Here is a 2,435-nt window from a genome sequence, read left to right as displayed (position 1 = left end):
TGGAGTGTCACCCAGGTGATTATCATTCTCATTCACGTTTTTGTTCTCAATAAGCCTGTCAATAAGCTCTCATCTTTTTGAGGCTTGAGGGGGGAAATGCTTTGCCTGCCAAGCTTTTGAGCTGCTTGTCACCCCTTCAGAGGAAGGACATTAGGCAGAGGAGCGCGAGCGGTAAGCGGGCATGGTGATCGCTCCAGTTAGTAGAATTTGACTTAGAGGAAGCGATCGCATCTCCTATTGATTAGGCGTTGATAAGTAAGGGCGCACGTCTATCATTGGTATCAACTTAACTCGTGGAGGAAGGCAAGAAGCGCGACTTTAGCTAAGGGAGTGTCAACCAAGTTGAGCAAGCCAGCGCCGTTTATTGAGCGACGCGATCGCCTTTAGCCCGTTCCCCTGTTGGTACACTCAAGCTGCGGAAATAAATACTGCCGATCGCAAATAAAAATACCAGGTAGCTCACCGCTTGCACTAAGTAGATTTTGGCTCGATAGCCAAATAAAGCCTTAAGTACCAAACCCGGAAACTTATTGTCAGGTAAGATACCACTGGTATTCCAAACCCTTGGTCCGAGAAGACAGGAATGGTCTTCGGCAAAGTGGTCATAGTAGAAGCACAAGGCTTGTGACTGAGGGTTTATCTGTGCCAAGCCAGCAGCCGCTTGGTCAAAATGGGCTAAAGCCCCCACAACTAAACCCGCAACAATCAGGAGTAACAAAACGCCCATAACCTGGAAAAACTGGCGGATGTTAATCTTGACGCCCCACTTGAATAGGAGAAAACCAATGACCACAGCTCCAACTATGCCACCCACTGCTCCTAAAGCTGACACCAGTCCCCGTTGAAACTTAGCAACGATAAATACAACGGTTTCAAAACCCTCTCGCAAGACGGCAATGAAAATTAAGCTAAAAACACCCCAACCCCCATCCGCACCTTCTGCGATCGCAGATGTGATAGTCCCTTCAATTTCAGCTTTGAGCGATTTTGCCTGCTGGGTCATCCAAATTAGCATCCAACTGAGCAGTGCGATCGCAATAACACCAAACACTGCCTCTAGAAGGGGTTCAATTACGGGGGCGTACTCTGGATAGGTGGTACTCAAAGCCTGAATGCCCCAAGTGAATAAGATACCCACCAAGGCACTGGCGATAATTCCCGCCACCACACCGCTATATACCCATGGGTTGAGCTGTTCGGCTTTGGCTTTTTGGAGGCAAGCCAGTACAATTCCTACCACCAGGGCGGCTTCCACACCTTCCCGGAGGGTAATGACAAAGGTTGGTAAAGCAGGACTAAAATCCATGATTTCTAAGGCTTCAAGGGTCATTTTCTCATGATTTTAGCTTTCTGGGTTCCTTCTAGTACAGACATGGATATCTCCCGCGCTTTTTTGCCATCTTATCAACTTTTGTTGGGGTTGGGTTCAAGCGCTTCTCTCAATAGACAGAGCTTATGGAAACTTGACTGTAAATAATTAACAAGAGAAGCCTCATCAGTTCTCGTGCGAATCTCTTTAGGATAGAGAGTTTTTTTACTATCCCCTTTTAGGGAGATTACCTCGTCTAATTTTATCTCTCTTCAGTCTCATGGGAATTTTTTCAAGCTTCATACTAAAGATTGATTGAATTTAAATAAGCAAAGAATAAAGTAGTTAAGTAATAGCAGTCCCTTAAAAAAGAGACATAAAATAATGAACCTTTCTAAATTTTCCAAATGGGCTGGAGCTGGTGTAATCGCAGCTACTTTATTCGTTGCCCCTTTCACTTCTGTCGCACAAGCTCAGTATGCTCAACCTGAAACCTACGAAGGAGTTGAAGAAATAGAAACTGAAAATGACTTTGATTGGGGTTGGTTAGGTCTACTCGGTTTGTTTGGATTAGCAGGTTTGGCTGGTAAAAAGCGCAAAGAACCTACTGTAACTACTACGGATTACGTGGCTAATGACCCTACTGTGGGAGTTCGTCCGGGGACAGATTACCGTCGTTAGTCGTTGCGTTCCACGCCAATGCCAAGGCTCCGTCAATACTGCCTAATCGCAATATATCCAGAGGTGACTCTTGGGCAACTTGCATCACTCGCTCTGCGTGTACCAGCAGAAACTCTGCCATTCCACCTGCATTATCCGTTTCTGCTGCACCTGACAACGCTATCTGCACTGTCTTTAGAGGCAAATCCGGCTGTTCTGGTAAATGCTGCCGTTGAGCCGTGACAAATTCTTGATTACGAGCCAATTCATACAACTCCTGCCACCGCTTTGCCAATCCCAAATGTTCGGCATAATATCGTAATCCTTGACACTCCCCCGGTTAAAACGCGGGGGATTCTTCCGTCACAGGGAGGCAGAGTTTAACGTCTTCGGTGGACGGAACCTTTACCCTCAGAAAGCTTAACCACCGTGTGTCCCACGGCAACGAGTCCTCTAATCTCGACTA

At 46.5% G+C, this 2,435-nt stretch carries 3 protein-coding genes; 1 reads left to right on the top strand and 2 read right to left on the bottom strand.

Annotation, left to right across the window (positions count from 1 at the left end; all coding sequences use genetic code 11):
* Positions 1-361 precede the first annotated feature (361 nt).
* Complete coding sequence (locus RID09_RS31435) at positions 362-1,306, bottom strand: FTR1 family iron permease (protein WP_446339838.1); 945 nt, start codon at positions 1,304-1,306, stop codon at positions 362-364.
* Positions 1,307-1,693: 387 nt separating this feature from the next.
* Between RID09_RS31435 and RID09_RS31430 the strand changes: the two genes are divergently transcribed.
* Positions 1,694-1,990, top strand: a complete 297-nt coding sequence (locus RID09_RS31430; protein ID WP_446339836.1) for a WGxxGxxG family protein — start codon at positions 1,694-1,696, stop codon at positions 1,988-1,990.
* Here the strand turns inward: RID09_RS31430 and RID09_RS31425 are convergent.
* The gene (locus tag RID09_RS31425; protein ID WP_446339834.1) at positions 1,950-2,264 is read right to left on the bottom strand and encodes a hypothetical protein; all 315 of its coding nucleotides are present in this window, start codon (positions 2,262-2,264) and stop codon (positions 1,950-1,952) included. The two genes, RID09_RS31430 and RID09_RS31425, sit on opposite strands and share 41 nt — an antisense overlap.
* Positions 2,265-2,435 lie beyond the last annotated feature (171 nt).

Source organism: Coleofasciculus sp. G1-WW12-02, from assembly GCF_040219735.1.
In the GTDB taxonomy this organism is placed as follows: Bacteria; Cyanobacteriota; Cyanobacteriia; order Cyanobacteriales; family Coleofasciculaceae; genus Coleofasciculus.
Note: the sequence above shows the minus strand (reverse complement) of the source record. Positions and strands in the feature narration are given on the sequence as shown.